The sequence below is a fragment of the Brevibacillus sp. FSL K6-2834 genome (assembly GCF_038592925.1).
GTDB classification, from domain to species: Bacteria; Bacillota; Bacilli; order Brevibacillales; family Brevibacillaceae; genus Brevibacillus; species Brevibacillus borstelensis.
In genome coordinates, this window is sequence record NZ_CP151945.1 from 2260528 (window position 1) to 2283483 (window position 22956).

Genomic DNA, 22956 nt, shown 5'->3' on the forward strand with positions numbered 1-22956 from the left:
TGCGATAACGGGCAGACCCGGCTGCCTTACTTGCTCCAGAGATAAACCGGGCAATCAGACAGCATCTCCGAGGTGCGATTCCTGCCGCCATCCTGCACCGGGCTTACACCATCCCCGGCTCGCTTGGGCATTTTGACGGAGTACTTTCCTCATCATCGATCCTTTATGATTCATCCATTATAGCGAAAAGGATGCGGCTTTCGCAACTCAATCATCCGCTTTTTTTATGATCGCATCGAGATCGCGAAACAGGTCGCGGGTCAGCGATTCTTTGTCTTCGGCAGCATTCCATTGCTGCTTGAACTGCTGCAGCTTCTCGAGCAGAGCCAACTCCGCCTCCGCGTCCTTTTCCAGATCGTGATTTTCACTCGGGTCGAATGGCATCAGCCGCTCATCCGTGCCGCTGCGAAGATAGGCGGTTTTCCAGTTGTCCGGAAACTGATAAGCCTGCTCTCCGAACAGAATCGCGAGAACATCGTCCGATTCAAGCGGCAGGAAGTGGTCGAATTCGTCGCGCCTGCCCCCTTCGGACAGATTGATATGTGTAAAGGAATACCGGAGATAGTGTTGGCCATTTTCGCTGTCTTTCACGACAGAATATGTCTCGAAGTCGGTTTGTTCCAGTTCTTTTACCGTTTCGATACGCGATAGGAATTCGTGCTTGTCACAAGGGTGTAGTGGATCCAAAGCGTTTCGCTCCTTTGCTTGGCTTCGACCTCATCATAGCAAAAGGGGCATGGATTGACAATGAGCGGGGACAGCGGGCGGACTGGAACACTAGTCGATCGGTATGTAAATTTTTATTTTCATTTGATCCGGGTACACGGACTGGCGGACATCGGTTATTTCAAAATCAGGTCCTTCTCTTCGCTCGTAGTTGGAATTCGGAAGCCAGGTGCCGTAAATATAGGTTCTTGTATTTTGGACAGAGTCGATCACCCTGAATTCGGCGTATTTCCCTGCCGGAAGCAGACAGTGGACAAAGCCATCCTCCAGCTCGCCATCCAGGTTTTTTACCTCTTCGCCGACGATGAACGTAAAGTCGCCGTTATCCTGGAAATCGCACGAAATGCCGTATGCCATGTCAGGGGCGGCTTTGTTGGGAATCCGCATATAGTGTCCATTCCTTCCGAAATCGGCATAGAAGCGGGGAATGTCCTCAAAGTAGCTTTCGTTGTTCAGATTTGTCTTGTAGGCGTACCCGACGATGGCAATGCTGTTTAATTGCACAATGTTTGGTTTGTTCATGCTTATTTCTCCCTTTGCTCGTTTTTGATCATCCAAAAAATCCAGCTTCTTTTGCAGGGAAATAGGTATGTTCGCCTTTCGGAACTTGGCCGGGGTGATGCCGAAAGTAGCTTCAAAAGCACGGGTAAACGCCTCCTGGGAGCCGTACTGGCAGGCGATAGCCAGATCAAGGATGCTTGTTTGCGTCTGTTTCAACAAAACGGCGGCCTCGCTCAGCCTTCTTTTTCGTATGTACTCGTGAACCGAAAAACCGGAGATCGCTTGAAACAGCCGTTGAAAATGAAAGGCGGAAAAACAGGCTTCCGCGGCAATATCCGCGATATTCACCTCCTCTTGAAGATGCTTTTCGATAAATTCGATTGCGCATTGAATCCGCTCGTAGTGATCCATACCTGCCTCCATTTCCCAGATGTGCTACTCCTATTGTACAGCCGGGAAGACGATGTTTTTTGATAATCTGTGCCGATTTGGCAAGTGATTGCTTGATTTCTTCAAAGTGCACCTGTTGGACAAGAAAAAAGAAGCCTGGATTCCAGGCCCCTTTTTCAAGCAGCTGCTTAGCAGTCGTTATTGCACCCTACGATGACCAGCAGGATAAACAGAACGAGCACTAGGGCGAAGCTGTCACCGAAGATATTGTTTCCGCAGTAGGATGTACTCATGTCGTTTTCCTCCTTTCCGATATGCTTTAGTCTATACACGGGAGTCATGAAGAGTGTGGGCGATTGACTATATGGGGCAAATATGGGCGCCGGACTTGCGTGGATACGGACAATTTCTTCATTGACGCGGGGGAGGGGGGGTGTTAAGATACTTTCAAACCTTGCAATTACTGGAACGAATCGAATAAAAAAGCGACATCTCTTATCCAGAGAGGCAGAGGGACTGGCCCGATGAAGCCTCGGCAACCGGAATTTTCAGGTGCCAATTCCAGCAAAGCCGTGTGCTTTGAAAGATGAGAGGATGCGTCAGGCGTATCGTATTCGCGGACAAATCCTCTTCTGCACACAGAAGAGGTTTTTTGTTTATCTGAGATGATCTGCTTTGAGAAAAGGAGTCTGCCATGAAACCGAATTTTCGCGAACAGCTTTACCGAAAAATTCTGATACTGGACGGCGCGATGGGAACAATGCTGCAGCAAGCCAACCTGACTGCCGAGGACTTCGGCGGAGAGGAATACGACGGCTGTAACGAGCTGTTGAACCTGACCCGGCCGGACGTCATCCGCTCGATCCATGAAAAGTACCTGGAGGCGGGTGCCGATATTATCGAGACGAATACATTTGGCGCTACGTCCATCGTCCTGGCCGAGTATGACGTGGCGGAAAAGGACCTGGAGATCAACATCGCCGCTGCCAAAATCGCTCGCGAGGCCGCAGATGCCTATTCCACGCCTGAGTGGCCTCGCTTTGTGGCAGGGGCGATGGGCCCGACGACCAAGACGCTTTCTTTGACGGGCGGGGTCACCTTTGACGAGCTGGTCGAGTCGTATTACCGCCAGGCAAAAGGGCTTTTGATCGGGGGAGCGGATGTGCTGCTTCTGGAAACCTCGCAGGATACGCTGAACGTAAAAGCGGGCGGCATCGGCATACGCAAGGCTTTTGATGAGCTGGGGACGGAAGTGCCGGTCATGCTTTCGGGGACGATTGAGCCGATGGGCACGACGCTGGCGGGACAAAACATCGAAGCGTTCTACGTCTCGCTTGAGCACCTCAAGCCTGTCAGCATCGGGCTGAACTGTGCGACCGGTCCCGAGTTCATGCGCGACCATATCCGCACGCTATCCGGTCTTGCAGACTGTGCCGTGAGCTGTTATCCCAATGCCGGTCTCCCGGACGAGAACGGCCACTATCACGAAACTCCGCAAGGGCTGGCGGCAAAAGTCAAGGCATTTGCCGAGCAAGGATGGCTCAATGTGGCGGGCGGATGCTGCGGAACCACGCCCGACCACATCCGGGCGATGGCCGAAGCCTTGAAAGACTGCAAGCCGCGTGCCCGGCAAGAGCATGCAGTCAGCGCCGTGTCCGGGATCGATGTCGTCTACGTGGAACAGGACAACCGCCCGCTGCTGGTCGGGGAGCGCACGAACGTCATCGGGTCCAAGAAATTTCGCGATCTGATCGCAGCCGGACAATACGAGGAGGCTTCCGATATCGCAAGGGCACAGGTGAAGCGGGGGGCTCATGTCATCGATATTTGTCTGGCCGACCCGGACCGCGACGAGTACGGCGATATGGAAAAATTCCTTCAATATATTGTGAAAAAAGTAAAGGCGCCTCTCATGATCGATTCCACGGATGCGCGCGTCATGGAGCTGGGGTTGAAATATTCCCAAGGGAAAGCGATTCTCAACTCGATCAACCTCGAAGACGGGCTCGAACGGTTCGAGCAAGTCGTGCCCTTGATCCACAGATACGGGGCCGCAGTTGTCGTCGGAACTATCGACGAGACCGGCATGGCTGTCACCGCCGAGCGAAAGCTGGAAGTGGCAAAACGCTCCTATGACCTTTTGGTAAACCGGTTTGGCGTCAATCCGCGGGACATCATCTTCGACCCGCTCGTGTTTCCTGTCGGTACAGGAGACGAACAGTACATCGGCTCTGCCAAGGCGACAGTAGAAGGCATTCGCCTGATCAAAGAAGCGATGCCCGAGTGCAAGACCATTCTCGGCGTCAGCAACGTGTCGTTTGGTCTTCCGGCCGCAGGTCGGGAAGTGCTGAATGCCGTTTTCCTCTACCATACGACAGTCGCTGGTCTCGATTATGCCATCGTCAATACGGAGAAGCTGGAGCGCTATGCTTCCATCCCTGAAGAAGAGAGAAAGCTGGCTGAAGCTCTTTTGTTCGAGACAAAGGACGAAACGCTTGCCTCCTTTACCGATTATTACCGGGAAAAGAAAAAGGAAGCCAAAGTCGAGGTGTCCTCGCTTCCACTGGAAGAGAGACTCGCGCGGTATGTCGTCGAAGGCTCCAAAGACGGACTGGTAGAAGATTTGAAGCTTGCTTTGGAAAAATACGCGCCGCTGGAAATTATCAACGGGCCGCTGATGACCGGGATGGAAGAAGTGGGCCGCCTGTTCAACAGCAACCAACTGATCGTGGCCGAAGTACTACAGAGCGCCGAAGTAATGAAAGCATCCGTTTCATTCCTGGAGCCGTTTATGGAAAAAACGGAGTCGGCGGCAAAAGGGAAGATTTTGCTGGCCACCGTAAAAGGCGACGTCCACGATATCGGAAAAAACCTGGTAGAGATCATCCTTTCCAACAACGGCTATGAAGTCGTCAATCTGGGGATCAAGGTTCCGCCGGAGCAGCTGATCGCCGCTTGCCGCGAAGAGAAGCCGGATGCGATCGGTCTGTCCGGTCTGTTGGTCAAATCGGCCCAGCAAATGGTCATTACCGCGCAGGATTTGCGCGAGGCTGGCATCGACGTGCCGCTGATGGTAGGCGGAGCGGCACTGACACGTAAATTTACGTCCAACCGGATTGCACCCGAATACAAAGGAATCGTTCTGTACGCCAAGGATGCAATGGACGGGCTGGAGCTGTTTAATCGACTGCAGGACCCGGAAGCAAGAGAAAAGCTCCGGGCCGAGCAGCAGGAGGCAATCGAGGCTGCGGCTTCTGCCCAGGCCCCGCCCGAAGTTGAAAAACCGTCCAAACCGAAGCGTTCCGCCGTCAGCCGCACACAGCCGATCTACCTCCCGCCCGATTGTGAACGGCATGTGCTCCGCAACTATCCGCTGAGCCATCTCCGGCCGTATCTCAATTTGCGGATGCTGCTCGGAAAGCATCTCGGCGTTCGCGGAAATGTAGACAAATTGCTGGAGAGCGGAGACGAGAAGGTGACGGAGCTTCACGATCTGGTGCAGGAGCTGCTTGCGGAAGCAGTACAGGCAGGCTCGATAACAGCAAACGGGATCTATCAGTTCTTCCCCGCACAGGCGAATGGAGACGAGATCTTGATCTACGACGCCAAGGATCATTCGCGGGTCTTGGAACGCTTCCAGTTCCCGCGCCAGCCAGAGGAGCCGTACCTTTGTCTGTCGGACTTCCTGCGGCCCGTGGAAAGCGGCGAAATGGACTATGTCGGATTCCTGGCGGTCACGGCGGGCAGCGGCATTCGAGAACAATCGGAACGTTTGAAACAAAAGGGCGACTATCTCCGATCCCACGTCTTGCAGGCGCTGGCGCTGGAGCTGGCCGAGGCATTTGCCGAGCGGGTCCATCACGTGATGCGGGATAGCTGGGGCTTCCCGGACCCTGCGGAAATGACGATGCTGGAGAGATTCGGCGCGCGTTATCAGGGCATCCGCGTTTCTTTCGGATACCCGGCATGCCCCAACCTCGAAGATCAGGCCCAGTTATTCCGCCTGCTGCGGCCGGAGGACATCGGCATTCAGTTGACGGAAGGCTTCATGATGGAACCGGAGGCCTCTGTAACAGCGATGGTGTTTTCTCATCCGGAGGCGCGGTATTTCAATGCGGGCCCATCCGTTTTTGAATTGTAAGGTCGAGATGTTATGGAGAGAAGGGATGGATTTTGTCAGCGAATAAAAAAGATTTGCGCGCATATTTGCAAGACAATCTGCTGATCGGGGATGGGGCGATGGCGACGCAGTTGTACCGGACAGGTGTGCCGGTCGGCGTCAGCTTCGAAGAGCTGTGCCTCTCCAACCCCCAGCTCGTGCATGATGTGCACAAGGCGTATTACGACGCCGGTGCGCGGCTTTTGGAAACAAACACATTCGGTGCCAATCGGGATGCGTTGTCCCGTTATGGCCTGGAGCATAAAGTGACGCGGATCAACCGGGCTGCTGTGGCGATTGCCCGCGAAGCAGCGAAGGCAGATGCCTTTGTGATCGGCAGCATTGGCTCGATTCTGGCGGGGCGGGTCCGACAGAAGGCGATGGATGAGTTCCGCGACCAGTTCGAAGAGCAAGCAATTGCCCTGATCCATGCAGGTGTCGACGGTCTGATTCTGGAGACGTTCCTCGATGTCGAGGAGCTGCTGCTGGCAATCGACGTCATCCGTCCGCTGACAGATCGGCCGCTGATCTGCCAACTGGCAACGCTGGAGGTGGGCCGTACACGCGATGGCTACACCCTGACAGAGGCGTTCTCGCTGCTTCAAAAGGCTGGAGCTGACATCGTCGGTTTGAACTGTCGCTTGGGTCCGGCCGAAATCCTGCGTTCATATGAGCGGGTCCAGGTGCCGGAGGGGACGCTTCTTTCCGCGTTTCCCAATGCGGGACGGCTCGGCTTGACCGATGGAGAGTACGCGTATAAGTCTTCGCCGGAGTATTTTGCGGAAAGCGCAAAGCGGCTCAGAGAACAAGGCGTCCGTCTCTTGGGGGGCTGCTGCGGTACGACGCCGGAGCACGTCAAGGCGATGGCCGACGCGCTGCATGGACTCGCACCGCAGGTGAGGGTGAATCCTTCGGAGACGGAAAATGAACGGCCCTCCCTGTCGTCTTACAATGTCAGGGACAGACAAAAGCCCAGCATCGTCGAACGAGTGAAAACAGGTACGACGATTATCGTCGAGTTCGACCCGCCGAAGGACCTCGATACCGAGGGCTTCCTGCAAGGGTGCTGTGAATTGCACAAGGCCGGGGCCGATTCGATAACGCTGGCCGACAACTCGCTGGCCAATGTGCGGATGAGCAATATGGCGCTCGGCGCGATCATGAAAAGCCAGTACGGGATGGATCCGCTGATTCACATCGCCTGTCGCGACCGCAACCTGATCGGGCAGCAATCGCATCTGATGGGCTTGCACGCTCTCGGCATTGACCAGGTTCTCGTCGTGACCGGGGACCCGTCCCGGTTCGGGGATTTGCCAGGGGCCAGCTCGGTGTTCGATGTCACGTCATTTGATCTGATCCGCATGGTGAAGCAGCTGAATGAAGGCATATCCTTCTCGGGACGTCCGCTGAAACAGAAGGCGCAGTTTATCGTGGGCGCAGCCTTCAACCCGAATGTTCGCCAGATCGACGCGGCGATCAAACGGTTGGAGAAAAAAGTGGAGGCCGGTGCCGATTTTATCATGACGCAGCCTGTCTACGATGCGGAAGCGATCCGGCTTGTCTACGAATCGACGAAGCACATCAACATCCCGGTCTTCATCGGCATCATGCCGCTGACCAGCCAGCGGAATGCCGAGTTCCTGCACAATGAAGTGCCGGGGATCAAGCTCTCGGACGAAGCGCTGGCGCGCATGCGCAAGGTGCAAGGCGAGGAGGCCAGACAAGAGGGGATCAAGATGGCAAAAGAATTGCTCGACGCAGCGATCCCGATCTTCAATGGCATCTATCTGATTACGCCGTTCAACTATTACGCAATGAGTGTAGAGCTGATCCAGTACGTACGGCAAAAGAGCAGCCTGCTGCAAGCTTCTGCCCAGGCCTGACAGGCAGCATACAATGTAATAAGGAGCCCTTGTTTGGCGGACCGATCATTTCGGCATTCGACAGCAAGGGTTCTGCTTTTGTCAGAGGGGAAAAAAACACAGACGGTTTATCGAGGCAGGTTTCTTGGAATCGCGTGCTGCCGGTAACAGGACGGGCGTAAAAGGTAAAGGAAAAAGCGACGCTTGCGGAGAAGATAGGTTAAAAAATAATGGCAAAAACGGTGGTCTCATGGCTAAAAAAGGTCCAACCAAAATCCATATTATCGGCTCTGTCGGAAGCGGAAAAACAACTTTGGCACGATTGCTTTCAGCCAAACTGGATGTTCCGTTTTACGAATTGGACAACGTTGTCTGGAAGCGGTTCAAAACGGGAGATGTAAGAAGAACGGACGAGGAAAGAGACGAGCTTCTGGGTGAGATCACAAGCGCGGACGTTTGGATTGTCGAAGGCGTACACCATAAATGGGTACACCCAAGCTTTGAGCGGGCCGATTTGATTATCTTTTTAGATACAAGCTATCGCACAAGGACTTTTCGGATCATCAAAAGGTTTGTCCGGCAAAAGCTTGGGCTGGAGCGGGCAAACTACAAGCCTACTTTCCGGATTTTTCGCAACATGTTTGTCTGGAATGCCCATTTTGAGAACGAGAGCAAGCCGGAAATTGAAAAAATGTTGGGTCGATACAGCGAAAAATTGGTCGTTCTGAAGGATAACAGCGAGATGGAGAAATACTTTGGCACAAAGCAGTAATTACTGATGATCATGCAGGTGAGAGACGATGCGAACCAATATCATTTTCGTTAGACATGCCCATTCCGATTATACGCCGGAGGAGCGGACAAGACCGTTGTCGGAAAAAGGCTTGCGCGATGCCCAAACAGTGAATGAGCTGTTAAAAAAAGAGAATATTCACCACGTGCTTTCAAGTCCATACCGGCGAGCCATTCAAACAGTTGAAGGGATTGCCGTAAGCCTTGAGAAGGAAATCGTGATCGAGGAAGACTTCATGGAGAGAGTGTTGAGCGAGAAACCCGTGGAGGATTTTCATGCTGCGATCACGCGAGTTTGGGAAGACGAGGGGTTTTCCTGGGATGGAGGGGAGTCCAATAAAGCGGCGCAGGATCGCGGAGTAAAGGCCATTAAACGAGTTTTACGCAGGCTAAAAGGGAAAAATATCGTAATCGGCACCCATGGCAATCTCATGGTGTTGATTATGAATGGTTTTGACAGCCGCTACGGTTTTGATTTTTGGAAACAGCTCGATATGCCGGATATATACAAGCTGTCCTTTGACGGATCAGAGCTGAAAGAGGTCACCAGGCTGTGGAGACGCAAAGACAGTGTTGACATTTGGAATTCGTTGTAGCTATAATGATTACAACGGAAGGATGAAACAAAATGAAAATCAGCAGTCGATTCAGCATTGCTGTCCACATCCTGTCTTTGCTGGCAATCGCCAAGGATGCACATGGAACTTCCGAATGGATTGCAGGGAGTGTAAATACAAACCCTGTAACGATTCGCAGGATATTGGGACAGCTAAAAAAAGCGGGATTGGTCAATGTCCGCGCCGGAACTGGCGGAGCTTACTTGTTGAAAGGTCTGGATGAAATCAGTTTGCTGGATGTCTTTCGAGCGGTTGACGTAGTTGAGGAAGACCAGCTCTTTCACCTGCATGAGCAGCCAAACCCGGATTGTCCGGTCGGAGCGAACATACAAGCCGTCCTGCAGCTCATATTTACCCGCGCCCAAAATGTAATGGAGCAGTTCCTGGCAGATATAACGGTGGACGAGGTAGTGAATCAGCTCACGCAAAAGATAAAGAGCGGTGCTAAATGATTTTTTTTTTCTACGACTGACCAATTAACTAACAAGGATTTCCAAGACCTCTGTCGAAGTTAGTCATTAGCCTATTTGACGGAGGTCTTCTCATGCCTTTACCCAAGAATCGTGTCATTCCTGAAAAGAAAATATACTTTCGGCCAGAGATACAGCATTGCCCGCACTGTGGCACGAAACTCAGGCGACATCATACCGCATGGAAAAAGAATGTCATCACACTTGCCGGTGTTATCCAAGCTTGGAGTATGGCTTATGCTTGCAGCAACGCAGATTGCTCATACCCCAGAACCTATTACAAATCCGCTGAAGCTGAGCTTCTCAGCATGAAACACACTTCCTACGGTTTTGACGTGCTAGCGTTGGTTGGTCAGCTTCGGTTTAAGCAACATATGACAATCGGCGAAATTACGGAAACGTTGAATCAGCGCGGGGTAACCACGTCAGAACGCAATTCTCAGCGGTTGTACGAACGTTATCTTACCTTGCTCCGCGCTAGCGTGACGGATCACGTCAAGCAAGCACTCAAGCAAGTTGTTCAGGACCGTGGCGGTATCATGATTTCCATGGACGGTGTTCAGCCCGAGAAAGGCAATGAGACGCTCTATGTCATACGAGAAGTATTCAGCGGAACGATCCTGTCTGCACAAAATCTAAAGAGTAGCTCCGCAGAAGAACTTAAGAAACTCATCCTGCCTGTTATCGAACTGGGATTTCCCATCATCGGGATCGTTACGGATGGTCAACAATCCATCCGAATGGCCATGGAATCGTTACTGCCGGACGTGCCGTACCAATACTGCCAATACCACTATCTAAAGGACATTGCAAAGCCTGTTGTCGATTTAGACCGCAAGCTCAAGACAGGAATCAAGAAGAGCCTCCGTGGTATTCGCGAAGTCGAGAAGCGAATCGAAAACGATGCCTCTACAGAAGCAGAGGTGGCAAAAGATTACGTGGCGGCCATTCGTTCTGTGCTCCTCGAAGACGGCAATCCCCCACTCGATCTACCGGGCATACGTGTTTATGAAAATGCTAGAGCCATTCAGGCTTCCCTCGAACGATGCCTGAGTAAAAAAGGGGCCCTCTCTGCTCAAAAACCTAATCAGAATTTTCGATAAATTGGATGATTTTGAAGAGCAATATGCTACCGTGATGCGCTGGTCCAAACCGATTCACCACGTTGCCGGGATCTTGAATCCAAGCATAGATAAACGAAGTGAAACGGTTCGATTTCATATGCAGCATCTGTTAGATTGGGTTGAACAGACGTACACCAGCAAAGACGACTTGCCAATGGTTGCAAATCTGAAAAGCTACTCCCGAGGGTTTTGGAAAGGCCTGTTTACGTGTTACGACCATCCGCATGTCCCACGAACGAACAACGACCATGAGCGTTTCTTCCGCCAGACGAAGACCCGGCATCGACGGATGACGGGTCTGAGAAGTTGGAACGAATATATCCTCCGAAGTGGTGAAATGGTCGTATTTGTCGATGACGCACTTCACCAGAGTAATGTGTTAAGTAGACTTCAGTCTGTAAGCTACCTTGATTTTAAAAATGAACGCCTGCGTTGGTCTGCTCGTTTGAGTGAAGCTACCAAACGCAGACGATTCCGAACGAATCCAAGTGTGTACCTGGAACAGGCCGAAAATGCTTACTGTATGTTAATTGGTCAGTCGTAGTTTTTTTTAGACTGGTTGTAATGTTGTGGTTTACAACGTTACAACGATGCATCCATCCTTCCTTTCGTTTCGACCGGATGGTATTGCTGATGGCAAATCCTCATCCGCAACAATTATTTTTTTATGGTTACGCTAATAAAAAATGGTAGGAGGAAATCATAATGAAAATCGGAGTAATCGGTGCCACAGGGAAAGCGGGGAGCCTCATTGCGAAAGAAGCGATTGAAAGAGGCCATGAGGTTACGGCAATCGTGAGAAATGCATCCAAGCTGACAGCGCCAAAGACGGCCGTCTTGGAGAAAGATGTTTTTCAATTGACTGCAGAGGACCTGAAAGCTTTTGATGTGGTGGTAAATGCATTCGGTGCAGCGCCGGGCAGTGAGCATCTCCATGTTGAAGCAGGCAGAGTATTGATCGAAGCGTTGAAAGCTGCCCCATCTACAAGACTGATCGTTGTCGGCGGAGCAGGAAGCCTGTTTATCGACGAGGCAAAGACAACACGTGTCATGGAAACGCCGGACTTTCCGAAGGAGTATCTGGCGACCGCGCAAAACCAAGGAAAGAACCTGGAGGACTTGCAGCAATCTACGGGCATCCAATGGACGTTTATCAGTCCATCCGCCTTTTTTGATCCGCAAGGGAAGAGAACCGGAGCTTACCAAAAAGGAAAAGATCATCTTTTGGTGAATGCGAAAGGGCAAAGCTATGTAAGCTATGCGGACTTTGCGATTGCAGTACTGGATGAAATCGAGAATCCGCAGCATCGAAACGAGCGTTTTACGGTTTCGTCCGAATCAGAGTGATTCGCAGCCGCGAAACCAAAGTCAACTAAATCGAAGAAAACCGCTTGGAGGTATCGCACATGAAAGTAGTTGCTCTCGTAGGAAGCATTCGCAAGGAATCCTTCAACCTGAAGCTCGCCAAATTTATGCAAAAACGCTACCACGGCCGTCTGGAGATCGAAATTTTGCCGATCCGGGATCTCCCGCATTACGACCAGGATATCGAGAATGATCCGCCTGAAGCCGTAAAGGAATTCAAAAGCAAGGTTGCCGCTGCCGATGCGGTACTATGGGTAACGCCGGAATACAATTACTCCATCCCGGGTGTACTTAAGAATGCCATTGACTGGCTGTCGCGCGTGGATAAGGTCATGATCGGGAAACCTTCCATGGTCGCAGGCTCATCGATGGGCATGCTTGGCTCAGTCCGCGCCCAGCAGCATTTGCGCGATATTTTGTTCTCTCCAGGCGTCTCATCTCCGATCATGCCTGGGAATGAAGTCTACATCGGCGCTGTCCATGAAAAATTTGATGAAGCCGGTCATTTGAACCACGAGCCGACCATCGCCTTTCTGGATCAAGTTGTCGACAACTTTATTGCGTGGTATAAACAATTGCCATCCAATAAATAAATCTGCCCAAGAGGTTGACTGTGCCGGATACGGAAGGAAAAAACGATAACAAATTTTGGTAAAAAAACGCCCGCTTCTCTGAACCGCATTCCCATTGTTGGTCTGATCCAAACCATTGGGGCAACGTTCAGAAGCGGGCGTTTTTTTCAAACGCACGAAAAGCGCCTAACGCTCCGGGCGCTTTGCTGCATTCCGGTTTATCGGAACGGATGCCAGCCTTTTTCCTGCAAAAAGAGGCTCAGTTCGGAAAACATGGCCAGTCGTTCTTCGCGGCTAAATGATGCGTTGGCGCCGCTGGTAGAGGGAATGACGAACACCCAGCTTCCGGGCCAGTCCTCTGTGCCAAAATAACGGTCAGGTTGAAGTCCCAGGGGAACAGGCTCCTTCTTTTTGCCGGTGGCGTGCCGAAAGGCCGTAATTCCGTTGAAACAGACCACCCGGGGACGATAAACGCCAACCATGTGGACGAATTGCTCCGCCCCGGTGTTGAAATCCGCGTCCGTTAAATCGCTGGAGGAGCGGGTGGGCCGGGAAACGAGATCGGTGATGCCATAGCCGAAATCAAGCAGGCACGCGGTTTCCTCCGGCTTCAACTGCCGGGGAGTCAATCCTCCCTCGTAAAGTCCGCGCCAAAACAGGTTGGCGGGGTTGGCATAATGAAAGCCGGCCGTAGCAGAGACTCTGCCAGGATTGATTCCACAAAAAAGGACGGTCAAATCCCGCCAGATATAGGTGGGGAGCCATTTCTCCGTAAAGGGAAGCATGTGTGCCACTCCTTTGATACGATTTGCGTAATCGCGGTGACAGGTTGCTCCTCCATTATACGTGATACCTGCTGTTGCCTAAAAGCGGGGGTGCTGCTGGTTTCCTTCGGGAAGAGCAAAGAAAAAGCTGCCCGGAAGGCAGCACGGCTATGGCTATATTCAACACATTGATAAAATGATATGCATCTCTAATGCAGGCAGAAACTCCCTTTCATCAAGGTGAGTGTTGAACACCCCGATGCCGCTTCCGTCTTGGTTGGGTATTACAGCTGCGGATAAGGAAGCAGCTCCTCGTGATGAGCAGGCACGAATTGCTCCATCTCGTTCTTTACATATTGCTTCCGCTCGAACGGTGCCGTCTCTTCGTCGGCAACCATGCCCCACAGCCACTGTGTAAAGGTTGTTGTCATTGTGGACCCCTCGCTTACTCGAATGGTTTACACTTTCATCATAGACCAAATGTATGTGGAAATTGTTGGCGGATTGTGAAGGTGCGGTGAAGAATCCATGGCACAACTGTGAACGAAAAAGCGCCTCTCCCGAAGGAAAGGCGCTTTTTCTGCTTAAAGCTTGTAGATCTCAGAGTATTTCTTCTCCAGGTAGTTCATCAGGTAGGTGGCATTGGTGCCTTCGCCCGTAATTGCCTTGACGATTTCACCCGGGGTCTTCATCTTTCCGTATTGGTGAATATTTTCTTTCAGCCATTGACGGATCGGTTCGAATTGGCCGCTGGCGATCAAATCGTTGTAGCCGCTGATTTGTTCTTGCATAACATGGGCAAACTGGGCAGCATATACATTGCCCAGCGAGTAGGTTGGGAAATAGCCGAAGCTGCCGCCGGACCAGTGTACATCCTGCAGCACGCCGACTTTGTCCGATTCCGGAACAATGCCCAGATACTCTTTCATCTTTTCGTTCCAAATCGTTGGCAGGTCGCCTACTTCAATCGTTTGGTTGATCAGGCCTTTTTCGATTTCATAGCGGATCATCACATGCAGGTTGTAGGTAAGCTCATCTGCTTCGGTCCGGATGAAGGAAGGCGTCACCTGATTGATGGCGCGGTAAAATTGCTCGACGCTGACCCCTGCGAACTGGTTCGGGAACGCTTTTTGCAAGTCACCGTAAAAATGCTGCCAGAACGGCAGACTGCGCCCGACCATGTTCTCCCAATAGCGGGACTGGGATTCGTGGATGCCCATGGAAGTGCCGTCGCACAGCGTCGTGCCCAGCAGGCGCGGATCGATATTTTGCTCGTACATCGCGTGGCCCGCTTCATGGATACAGCTGAACAGAGCGGAACTGAAGTCATTTGGGTCAAAGCGGGTCGTAATCCGGACATCACCGGGATTGAACGATGTACAGAAGGGGTGAACACTGCGGTCCATCCGGCCTGCCTGGAAGTCATACCCGATCTTTTCCAGGATAAAGCGGCTGAAAGCCTCCTGTTCTGCCTCCGGAAAATGCTTGGTCAAAAACGAAGTGTCGGGCTTGTCCGGGGAGTCAGCGATCGCAGCCACCAGCTTCACTGTTTTTTCCCGCAGCGTAGCGAAGATCGGGTCGAGCTGATCTACAGTCATCCCTGGCTCAAACAGGTCGAGAAGCGTGTTGTATTTGTTCTTGCCGTCATGTCCCCAGTAGTCGATGAACTCCAGTTGGAAGTTGACGATTTTTTCCAGGTAAGGACGGAACATGGCAAAGTCGCTCTTGGCCCGCGCCTCTTCCCAGACGGTTTCGGCCTGAGAAGTGAGGACGACGTATTCCTCATAGCGGTCGGCAGGAATTTTTTTGTTGCGTTCAAAATCCTTTTTGCAATCGAGAACGGTCGCGCGGGTCACATCGTCCAGCGTCTCCAGCACTTGCGGGTCGCTCAGCGCTTCCAAATGCTCTTCCATTTCTTTGGAGGTGGCCAGCCGGAACTGCTCTCCTGCGAGCATGCCGATCACTTCTGAGCGCGCATCCATTCCTTTTTTCGGCGCCTGCGTGCTTTTGTCCCAATAGAGGACGGAGATAGCCTGATTGTAGCTCGCCATTTTCTTCACGTACGCGCGAAAGGCAGCCGAACGGTTTTCGTTTGTGGACATGGGTTACCTCCTAACCATATGTACATACAGTCAAAAAATTTTTACAACTAACATTATACCTGTTTGTAAAAAAAATACTAGGTGGATGACGGGTGCATTTGCCGTTATAATCGTAACAGTGAAAGATGACAGAGACGCAAGCGACAGGAGAATGAAAATGAGTCAAGTGAACCCCCAATGGGAACAAGAAATTGCAAAACGGCGTACCTTTGCGATTATCTCCCACCCGGACGCGGGTAAAACGACCATGACGGAAAAGCTGCTGTACTTCGGCGGAGCAATCCGCGAGGCAGGCATGGTAAAAGGGAGAAAAAACTCCAAGCACGCCACTTCCGACTGGATGGAGATCGAGAAGAAGCGGGGTATCTCCGTAACGTCCAGTGCGATGGACTTCGAATACAAGGGACATCATATCAACATTTTGGACACGCCGGGTCACCAGGACTTCAGTGAGGATACGTATCGTACGCTGACAGCAGCGGATGCGGCGGTGATGATCATCGACGTGGCCAAAGGGGTCGAGGCGCAAACCATCAAGCTTTTCAAGGTGTGCCGGATGCGCGGCATCCCGATCTTTACCTTTATCAACAAGCTGGACCGCCACGGGAAAGACCCGTTTGAGCTGCTGGAGGAAATCGAACGCGTACTGGGCATTCGCTCGTACCCGATGAACTGGCCGATCGGGATGGGGAATTACTTCAGCGGCGTGTACGACCGTGCGAAGTCCCGCGTTGAATTGTATCAAAGCGGCTCCGAGCACCAGGAGATCAGCTTTTTCGAAGTAAGCGGGGCGGACGACCCGATGATCGGAGAGCGCGTCGGTCAGGACCTGTGGCAGCAGCTTCAGGATGAAATCTCTCTGCTTGACGTAGCGGGAGACGATTTTGACATGGAATTGATCAACAAGGGCGAATTGACGCCTGTGTTTTTCGGAAGCGCGATCAACAATTTTGGCGTGCAGACATTCCTGGACAACTTCCTGCAAATGGCTCCGCCGCCTTCGCCGAAGAAGAGCAACATCGGCTTGATCGAGCCGAGCCAGCGTCCGTTCTCCGGCTTTATCTTCAAAATCCAGGCCAACATGAACCCGGCCCACCGCGACCGCGTCGCCTTTTTGCGCATCTGCTCGGGCCGTTTTGAGCGGGGCATGACGGTCAAGCACGTCCGTCTTGGCAAAGACATCAAGCTGGCTCAGCCGGTCCAGTTTATGGCCCAGGACAGGGAAATCGTCGAGGAGTCCTATGCAGGTGACGTCATCGGCCTGTTTGACCCGGGCATTTTCCAGATCGGCGATACGCTGTGTGTCGGCCAGCCGCTGGAGTACGAAGAAATGCCGCACTTCTCGCCTGAGTTTTTCTCCCGCGTGATGGTGAAAGACGCGATGAAGCACAAGCAATTCCAGAAAGGCATCATGCAGCTTACCGAAGAGGGAACGGTCCAGCTCTTCCGCACCTATCCGATGGAGGACCTGATTCTCGGGGTAGTAGGCGTGCTGCAGTTTGAAGTCCTGGAATACCGCCTGAAAGCCGAGTACGGGGTAGATATTATGCTCACACGGATGCCTTATCAGATCGCGCGCTGGCTGGAGGGTGAGAAGGCGGCTTTGGATGCCCTCAAGAACAAGACGGTTACAGACCGCTACGGACGTCCGGTCATGCTGTTCGAAAGCGAATACCAGCTCCGCATGGCGATCGAAAAATACTCCAACATCAGGTTTCATGAAAGCTCGCTGGGATTAAAATCCCAGGCTTGAGCCAGCAAACGGCATGAAGCTCAAAGAGGGTCTCACAGCATCGGCTTGAGGCCCTCTTTTTTGTACGGATGCCGACGATTTCTCTGCAAAAAGTGACCTGGAGGGTGAGTGCTGCGTATATCAACGGGAGAACATCGCCTGCATGCGTTTCTTTTGCAAGAACGGGAAGGAGAGCTTTTTCATGTTTGGACGCAAGTGGCGCACCACACTCGCCGCCATCTTTTTATTTTTTCTGGCGTGGATCATGAACGCCCGGTTTCCCCATGAAGTTCAATTGGTGGATAATTTGTTTCAAATCTTCGGCGTCCCGGCGTGGTCAAACGGAACATCGGGTTTGCACTATGCCGCTTTTTTGCCACTAAGCATGATGGCTTTGGCATACGCCATGATGGTCTACGTAACCAAGCGGCCAGGGATCATGCTGCTTGTTTTGCTGCTTGCCGTTGGCCTGTTGCCGAAGCAGCAGGAGCTGGTGAGGTGGTACCAGCGGAACTTTGCGGACGGGATTTACATGCTGGAGTACAAGGAAGAACGGTCTGGCTGCACAGCGAAAACGTCAGCCGAAGGGGTACGCAACGGAACGTGTGTGGTTGTGCTGCAAAATCACGGAGAACAGCCAGCCCGGTTTGAAATCAGCGTATACGGTCCTTCTGGGCGAAAAAGAGCGGCGGTTCTAACCGGGTACCCGGTTGAAGTGAAGAGCCGGGAAAACGTGCGGCTGGAGCTTCCCGTCGAGCCGGGCGGACAGGGGGATATCGTCTACGAAGAATGGGGCGCGCCGAGAATCACGATTTCGAGCGCCGGAAAACGCCGGGATCTGTAGAAGGACAAAGGTTTGGCCGCATTTGACAGCTTGGAGACTCACCTCTTTTGGAGAGTCTCTTTCTATTAGGACGACTCCTGACATATACATGGGACAAAAAGGCCGGAGGGAGTGGGCAGTCATTGCGGATGCTTTTGTTTGTGATCCTGTTTCTCGTCTCCTTTGACATGCATGCGCAGACGCCGCTATTGGCACCGTACATGCATGTTCTGGGAGCTTCAGCGGCGATGATCGGTTTTGTCCTCGGGGCCTATGGCATCAGCAATCTGACAGGCAATCTGATCGCCGGGCCGTTTTTGGACCGTTTTCCGAAAAAGTGGTTTATCGCTATTTCCCTGATCCTCTCCGGGTTTATTTTGACCGGACAAGGGATCGTGACCAAAACTGAGGCATTCCTTGTTCTGAGACTGTTGCTTGGTTTTCTCATGGCGTTTGTCTCGCCGGCCTGCTTTGCCATGCTCGGAGAAACCGGACGGACGCGGGCCGAGCAGGGCGAGCTGATGGCGAAGAACGGGATGGTGCTGACGGCGGCCGCAGTCGTTTCGCCGGCCGTCGGGAGCTTTCTGGGTGTGCAGTTTGGCTATGGGCCTTCTTTTGTCATCCTGGGTGCAATCATGTGGGTGGCGGGTATATTTGCCCTGCTCGTACTGCCGGGAGGGCGGAAAAAAGCGGGGGAAGAGGGGAAAATGATTCGCCCCGCCTCCCCCAAGCTGACTGCTGTTCTGGAGAACCGCGATTTGTATTTGGCCTTTCTCGGCGGCTTTGCCGTGATGTACGCCCAAGGTACGATCATTTATGAAATTCCGCTCTATATCCAAAGAGAAAATTTGTCTATTTCCGTCACGGGGATCTTATTTAGCCTGAAAGGTCTTGGCTCCATGGCTACCTTGAGCCAGTTCTGGCTGGCGCGAATAGCGCCGGAGGAGCGGACGCTCGTCGGGCTCGGCCTGCTTAGCGTGATGATGTACATTTTTGCAATCGGTTTAGACCTTTCCTTGCATATATCGATGTTTTTGCTCGGATCCTGCGTTGGCTTGCTGTTTCCGGCGCTGTCCACGATATTGACCGTGCATGCGCCGCGGGAGCTGTACGGCAGCGCGTTCAGCATCTATTCCGCCGTGCTTTCCGCAGGGGCGATCCTGGCTCCCATCGTGGCAGGGCTGATCGGCAACTGGAACCACTCGTTTTTCATCGTCTTTTTTGTGACGGGAGGTGCGCTAGTCCTGGGCGGCTTCCACCGAATCGTCATGAGAGGAGCGCCCAACTAGCCTTTCCTTGACGTGCTTCAGCTCGGCCACGATGATAAAGCTGACGATGACCAGCAAAAACCAGGAGCTGATTTTGCTCAGGTGCACCAGCTGCCAGCCCTCGTTTTGGTTGGGATAGCGCCACGCTCCGAAAAAGGTGGCGATATTTTCGGCAATCCAGATGAAAAAGCCGATCAGGATGTAGGCCAGAGGCACCGGCATCCACAGCCGTTCCCGGTCCACGCGAAAGTAGACACGGCTCTTCCAGAACAGAAGAAAAATGGCGGCCGTCAATACCCAGCGGATATCCCAAATGTAATGATGGGTAAAGAAGTTGAGGTAGATGGCTGCTCCTAAAGGCACGACAAAACGGTGGCGCGGCCAGCTCTCAAGCGAGACATCCAGTCTGCGCCACGCCTGGCAGAGGTAGCTCGCAACGCTGGCGTACATGAATCCGCTGTAGAGCGGGACGCCGAAGATCTTCGAGTAGGCCGCTTCCGGGTACGACCAGGAGCCCATATGCACCTTGAAAATTTCCAGGGCGAGACCGATCAGGTGAAAAACCGTAATCACCTTCAACTCGTCTTTCGTTTCCAAACCGCTTTTGATCATGAAGATTTGAAAAGCGAGACACAGCAGCAGCAGCAGGTCGTACCGCGGGATGCCGGGAACCTCGACCAGCTTGGACAATGCCAGAGAGCCGAAGATAAAGACGGGAAACAGGCAGGACATCGCCTCCTGGTATGTAAAGTGAAACAGCAAACGGAAGAAGCGGTTCACGAAGTATATTCCTCCTCGGGTGCAGCTCGATTTTTAGAAAGCAAGGGAAAATCCTATCATGGCAACCTGTATTACGCAGGAAGCGAATCTTTGGTTTCTCTGCGTCGAATTTTTTGCAGCTCTTCTCCTGAACAAAAGGGAGCCAGACAGGAAACCCGTTTCATTTCATGATATCTGTCAAAAAGTGCAGATGGCTATGGTAAACTAAATGGAAACATGGCAATCTGCAAGGAGATCGACAAAAATGAAGCTGGTATCCTGGAATGTAAACGGCCTGCGGGCTTGCATGAATAAAGGCTTTCTAGACTATTTCAAGGAAGCCGATGCGGATATATTTTGTATTCAGGAAACAAAATTGCAGGAGGGGCAAATTTGCCTGGAGCTGGACGAAGAGTACTCCCAGTATTGGAATTACGCTGAAAAGAAAGGGTACTCCGGCACGGCTGTCTTTACAAAAATCAAACCGCTTTCGGTCCGGTACGGCATCGAAGAGGATTGGGAACCGGAAGGACGGATCATCACGCTCGAGTTTGAAGGCTTCTATCTCGTGAATGTCTACACTCCCAATGCGCGGCGCGATTTGTCCAGGCTGGATTACCGTCTGGAGTGGGAGGAGCGTTTTCGGAGCTGCCTTCAGCAGTTGGACGCCATCAAGCCGGTGATTGTCTGCGGAGATATGAATGTCGCTCATCAGGAGATCGATTTGAAAAACGCGAAATCCAACCGGAACAACTCCGGCTTTACCCCGGAAGAAAGAGAAAAAATGACCCGGCTTTTGGATGCCGGGTTTATCGATACCTTCCGTCATTTTTATCCGGAGCAAACGGGCGCCTATACCTGGTGGTCGTACATGCCAAAGGTGAGAGAGCGGAATATCGGGTGGCGCATCGACTACTTCCTGGCATCCGCCCGGCTTGCGCCCTTTCTGCTTGATGCTGGCATCGATTCCGAGGTGATGGGCAGCGACCACTGTCCGGTCGTCTTGATGATGCAAGATGGAGCAGCGCTTACTTCGCTCGCCGGTTCCGCATAGCCGCCAGCACCTTGAGCGTTCCGTTTGCTCCTTGGGCATACTCCGCGTATTGCGGGGACTCCATCGGGATCAGCGCCATTTTTCCAGCTTCGTTGAAATGAATGCCCCATCCGAATTTTTTGGGAAGGGCAGAGGCTCTCATACACGCTTTTGGTTTGCTGAAGAATTCGGCTCGAATCTCGCCGCCCCGCTCAGCCAGTTCTGTTTGCGGGAAATTTTGGTGGCGGACGTACACCTCGAAGAGGAGCTCCTCCTGGGTATAGTAGTAGGGAGCCCCGGAAATCAGCTCGTATTCGATGCCGTGCTTGCTTTTGCCCGTTTTCTTTTCCGGCGGAATGATTCCCGTGATCACAGGGCAGTCAGGGGCGACGGTAATGAAGGTGTTGAAATAGTTCCAGTCCATGTGAGCCTCCTCCCTGAAAGACAGGTAATGTTATCCTTTATTATACATGTCTCTGTTGACAATCAGTGTTCGTTCATGCAAAAACTGTTGCTCAAAAAGGAGCACCCTGGACAAACGGCAAACCTCCAAGTCCCAAAAAACGGGTTTGGAGGTTTGCTTTCGTTGTCGGCTGTTTACAGCGTTGTCGAATGTGCAGGTTCTGGCCGGTTTCGCGGTGCGCGAGCCTTCACTTTTCCTTGAATGGACAGATAGGTGCAAATTCTCAGCAGCTTTTCGACCGGGCCGGAAGAAAAGCGTTGCAAATACCATTCGCTTGCAAACAACTGCAGCGCATAGAGAGCAAAGGCAAGAACGCAGCCTGCCGCTACTCCCATTTTCCCAAACCAACCAAGGCCATAGCCGTAAAAGATAGTCGTACAGACCACGGTTTGGACCAGGTAATTCGTCAGAGACAATTTGCCGACCGCCTGAAAACGCTGCATCCAGCTAGAACTGCTTCGTTTGCTGTAGAGCCAAGCGAACGAGAACAGATAGCCGAGGGCAAGCAAATTGGCTCCAATCATTTCGCCCGCAGCAGCCCATCCTTGTTCGGGAAACAGGTGGGGAAGCACTTTCAGACAGAATCCGACAGGCAAGAAGAGCAGAGCGTTCCTCGCATACAGCCGCTGTTCTTCCTCAGGCTTCCGAAACAGGTCCTTTTTCGCTGCGTACATGCCAAACAGAAACATCGGCGCGGTCAGAAAAGGCGCCAGTAGCAGGAGAAAGACAAGATAGAGGGAGTCCTCCTCTGATATCGGCGAAGCAGTGCTCCTGTGGTGCCTAATCTCCGAATAGGTGCCTGTTCCATAGACGACAATGGTTTCTTTGATATACTCCTGAGAGATCTCCATACTGCCTGGTTGCCTGGAGGGGGAGTTGGATTCTCCCGGCACAAGCCCCAGCAAGCCAAACACGAGCAGAAGAGACGTTCCCCAGATCAGCAGGGTTTTTGGTTTTCGGTTCATGAACATGAGCAGAAAGAAACCGACGAGTCCGTAGAATGCCAAAATATCGGACTCCGTCATAAATTCGGAATGGAGAACCCCGATTCCAAACAAGAGCAAAAAGCGTCTGCACAACGTCCATCCCGGTTTTCTGCCAGAAGCTGCAAGGCTCTCTTTCATTTTGATCATCCCGTAGCCAAACAGGAAGGTGAAAATCGGCATGAAGCTTTTTTCCACCACGATGCCGAGTATCGTTCGGACAGAAGCATCAAAACCCGACAATGAGTAAAACTGCATGTCATCCTTGCCCCATATTCCATATTGAAAAATGAGCATATTCGCCAGCAAGATCCCCAGCAGGCAGAGTCCACGGGCTGCGTCGACGAGACCTGCCCTTTTTCGTTGTTCCATTTTTATCACCTCGCAAGCAAGTGTAACTGGGCGGCTTAAAGGCTCGCTAAAGCGGAGCTTATTTTTTCCTTAACGATTC

General features: G+C 52.3%; 22 protein-coding genes, 1 riboswitch and 1 other annotated feature (1 of these 24 only partly in view). Of the genes, 13 read left to right on the forward strand and 9 right to left on the reverse strand.

Features of this window, described 5'->3' with window-relative positions; all coding sequences use genetic code 11:
- Window positions 1-165: a binding site (T-box leader), on the reverse strand (it extends 84 nt beyond the left edge of the window).
- Window positions 166-207: 42 nt separating this feature from the next.
- The 3 genes from NST96_RS11140 to NST96_RS11150 all read right to left on the reverse strand — a co-directional run bounded on the left by NST96_RS11140 (window position 208) and on the right by NST96_RS11150 (window position 1910).
- Window positions 208-687 carry a hypothetical protein gene (locus NST96_RS11140; RefSeq protein ID WP_031931765.1) on the reverse strand — a complete coding sequence of 160 codons (480 nt, stop codon included), beginning with the start codon at window positions 685-687 and terminating at the stop codon, window positions 208-210.
- 90 nt (window positions 688-777) lie between these two features.
- A complete protein-coding gene (locus NST96_RS11145; protein WP_327970259.1) occupies window positions 778-1638 on the reverse strand; it encodes an AraC family transcriptional regulator in 861 nt (286 codons plus the stop codon).
- Window positions 1639-1805: 167 nt separating this feature from the next.
- Entirely contained in the window at window positions 1806-1910 is a 105-nt protein-coding gene (locus NST96_RS11150; protein WP_003387390.1) for a YjcZ family sporulation protein, read from the reverse strand.
- A 199-nt stretch (window positions 1911-2109) separates the two neighbouring features.
- Window positions 2110-2210: riboswitch (SAM riboswitch) on the forward strand.
- A 101-nt stretch (window positions 2211-2311) separates the two neighbouring features.
- Between NST96_RS11150 and metH the strand changes: the two genes are divergently transcribed.
- The 9 genes from metH (at window position 2312) to NST96_RS11195 (ending at window position 12599) form a co-directional block, all read left to right on the forward strand.
- Entirely contained in the window at window positions 2312-5758 is a 3447-nt protein-coding gene (gene metH, locus NST96_RS11155) for a methionine synthase (RefSeq protein WP_342406341.1), read from the forward strand.
- 32 nt (window positions 5759-5790) lie between these two features.
- Window positions 5791-7659, forward strand: coding sequence for a bifunctional homocysteine S-methyltransferase/methylenetetrahydrofolate reductase (locus NST96_RS11160; protein ID WP_031931768.1), 1869 nt, complete (start codon window positions 5791-5793; stop codon window positions 7657-7659).
- A 229-nt stretch (window positions 7660-7888) separates the two neighbouring features.
- Window positions 7889-8410 (forward strand): AAA family ATPase, encoded by a 522-nt coding sequence (locus NST96_RS11165; protein ID WP_024985159.1) that lies wholly within the window; start codon window positions 7889-7891, stop codon window positions 8408-8410.
- A 28-nt stretch (window positions 8411-8438) separates the two neighbouring features.
- Window positions 8439-9026, forward strand: a complete 588-nt coding sequence (locus NST96_RS11170; protein ID WP_342406344.1) for a histidine phosphatase family protein — start codon at window positions 8439-8441, stop codon at window positions 9024-9026.
- 32 nt (window positions 9027-9058) lie between these two features.
- Window positions 9059-9499 carry an Rrf2 family transcriptional regulator gene (locus NST96_RS11175; RefSeq protein ID WP_003387384.1) on the forward strand — a complete coding sequence of 147 codons (441 nt, stop codon included), beginning with the start codon at window positions 9059-9061 and terminating at the stop codon, window positions 9497-9499.
- A gap of 326 nt (window positions 9500-9825) precedes the next feature.
- Window positions 9826-10620, forward strand: coding sequence for a transposase (locus tag NST96_RS11180; RefSeq protein WP_251873633.1), 795 nt, complete (start codon window positions 9826-9828; stop codon window positions 10618-10620).
- 1 nt (window position 10621) lies between these two features.
- The gene (locus NST96_RS11185) at window positions 10622-11185 is read left to right on the forward strand and encodes a hypothetical protein (RefSeq protein ID WP_342405527.1); all 564 of its coding nucleotides are present in this window, start codon (window positions 10622-10624) and stop codon (window positions 11183-11185) included.
- Window positions 11186-11346: 161 nt separating this feature from the next.
- Window positions 11347-11988: an NAD(P)-dependent oxidoreductase gene (locus NST96_RS11190; RefSeq protein ID WP_327955987.1), complete on the forward strand. Its 642-nt coding sequence runs from the start codon at window positions 11347-11349 to the stop codon at window positions 11986-11988.
- A gap of 59 nt (window positions 11989-12047) precedes the next feature.
- Window positions 12048-12599, forward strand: coding sequence for an NADPH-dependent FMN reductase (locus tag NST96_RS11195; RefSeq protein ID WP_003387382.1), 552 nt, complete (start codon window positions 12048-12050; stop codon window positions 12597-12599).
- A 197-nt stretch (window positions 12600-12796) separates the two neighbouring features.
- On the opposite strand, the gene NST96_RS11200 is transcribed toward NST96_RS11195, so the two are convergent.
- The 3 genes from NST96_RS11200 to NST96_RS11210 form a co-directional block, all read right to left on the reverse strand.
- Window positions 12797-13363 (reverse strand): mismatch-specific DNA-glycosylase, encoded by a 567-nt coding sequence (locus NST96_RS11200; RefSeq protein ID WP_327926015.1) that lies wholly within the window; start codon window positions 13361-13363, stop codon window positions 12797-12799.
- Between the two features lie 263 nt (window positions 13364-13626).
- On the reverse strand, window positions 13627-13773 hold the full coding sequence (locus NST96_RS11205) for a hypothetical protein (protein ID WP_171506590.1): 147 nt from the start codon (window positions 13771-13773) through the stop codon (window positions 13627-13629).
- Between the two features lie 153 nt (window positions 13774-13926).
- Window positions 13927-15444: a carboxypeptidase M32 gene (locus tag NST96_RS11210; RefSeq protein WP_024985169.1), complete on the reverse strand. Its 1518-nt coding sequence runs from the start codon at window positions 15442-15444 to the stop codon at window positions 13927-13929.
- A gap of 157 nt (window positions 15445-15601) precedes the next feature.
- Here NST96_RS11210 and NST96_RS11215 point away from each other — a divergent pair, with 157 nt between their 5' ends.
- The 3 genes from NST96_RS11215 to NST96_RS11225 all read left to right on the forward strand — a co-directional run bounded on the left by NST96_RS11215 (window position 15602) and on the right by NST96_RS11225 (window position 19288).
- Window positions 15602-17197, forward strand: coding sequence for a peptide chain release factor 3 (locus tag NST96_RS11215; protein ID WP_003387378.1), 1596 nt, complete (start codon window positions 15602-15604; stop codon window positions 17195-17197).
- A gap of 181 nt (window positions 17198-17378) precedes the next feature.
- Window positions 17379-18020 (forward strand): hypothetical protein, encoded by a 642-nt coding sequence (locus NST96_RS11220; protein WP_031931773.1) that lies wholly within the window; start codon window positions 17379-17381, stop codon window positions 18018-18020.
- A 128-nt stretch (window positions 18021-18148) separates the two neighbouring features.
- On the forward strand, window positions 18149-19288 hold the full coding sequence (locus NST96_RS11225) for an MFS transporter (protein ID WP_340701585.1): 1140 nt from the start codon (window positions 18149-18151) through the stop codon (window positions 19286-19288).
- Here the strand turns inward: NST96_RS11225 and NST96_RS11230 are convergent.
- Window positions 19238-20047 (reverse strand): DUF817 domain-containing protein, encoded by an 810-nt coding sequence (locus NST96_RS11230; protein WP_003387375.1) that lies wholly within the window; start codon window positions 20045-20047, stop codon window positions 19238-19240. The two genes, NST96_RS11225 and NST96_RS11230, sit on opposite strands and share 51 nt — an antisense overlap.
- A 244-nt stretch (window positions 20048-20291) precedes the next feature.
- Here NST96_RS11230 and NST96_RS11235 point away from each other — a divergent pair, with 244 nt between their 5' ends.
- Window positions 20292-21080: an exodeoxyribonuclease III gene (locus NST96_RS11235; RefSeq protein ID WP_342406351.1), complete on the forward strand. Its 789-nt coding sequence runs from the start codon at window positions 20292-20294 to the stop codon at window positions 21078-21080.
- Here NST96_RS11235 and NST96_RS11240 read toward each other — a convergent pair.
- Together NST96_RS11240 and NST96_RS11245 are read right to left on the reverse strand one after the other, a co-directional pair.
- Window positions 21055-21483, reverse strand: coding sequence for a DUF6157 family protein (locus NST96_RS11240; RefSeq protein WP_003387373.1), 429 nt, complete (start codon window positions 21481-21483; stop codon window positions 21055-21057). The genes NST96_RS11235 and NST96_RS11240 overlap by 26 nt on opposite strands.
- A 173-nt stretch (window positions 21484-21656) precedes the next feature.
- Window positions 21657-22877, reverse strand: coding sequence for a DUF418 domain-containing protein (locus tag NST96_RS11245; protein WP_003387372.1), 1221 nt, complete (start codon window positions 22875-22877; stop codon window positions 21657-21659).
- Between the last annotated feature and the right edge of the window lie 79 nt (window positions 22878-22956).